Genomic DNA, 502 nt, shown 5'->3' on the forward strand with positions numbered 1-502 from the left:
CCGAGCGGTCGTCCGCGCTCTGGTCGAAGACGTTCACCACGTTGGGGTGGGCGAGCCGGGCCACCGCCTTGGCCTCGCGGTGATGAAACCGCCCGAACTCGCGTTGGTGACCGTCACGTTCAGCACGGCGGAGCTGGCCTGCGCCGGGATACCGCCGTTGCCGCCGACCTTCACCCGCACCGAGGACCGGCCCGCCACCTTGGCGGTCGGGGCGCCGATGCCCTCGCGGGTGTCCAGCAGCCGGGTCGGGCCGTACGCGGTGTAGTGCGACCCGAGCGTGGTCACCTCGAGGGTGTGTGACGCCGTCACGCCGTCTGGGTGGGTCAGCGTGACCGTGATCCGGTTCGTCCCAGGGTCGAAGTAGGTGTGATCGGCGTCGAACTGCCGGCCGCCCTGGGCGGTGGTGTCGGCGGGGAAGCTCGCGCTGGTGTCGGACCAGGTGTCCTTGATCCCGGGGCCGCCCTCGCCGGTGCGGGTCTCCCAGCCGTGGGGGGTGAGGGCG

Annotated in this window: 1 pseudogene; it reads right to left on the reverse strand. The window is 72.3% G+C overall.

Annotation, left to right across the window (positions count from 1 at the left end):
* Window positions 1-33: 33 nt before the first annotated feature.
* Window positions 34-502: pseudogene (locus ABD323_RS45835) on the reverse strand (hypothetical protein); the annotation flags it as partial.

Origin of the sequence: Kitasatospora nipponensis, assembly GCF_039528135.1 — a bacterium.
Taxonomy (GTDB): domain Bacteria; phylum Actinomycetota; class Actinomycetes; order Streptomycetales; family Streptomycetaceae; genus Kitasatospora; species Kitasatospora nipponensis.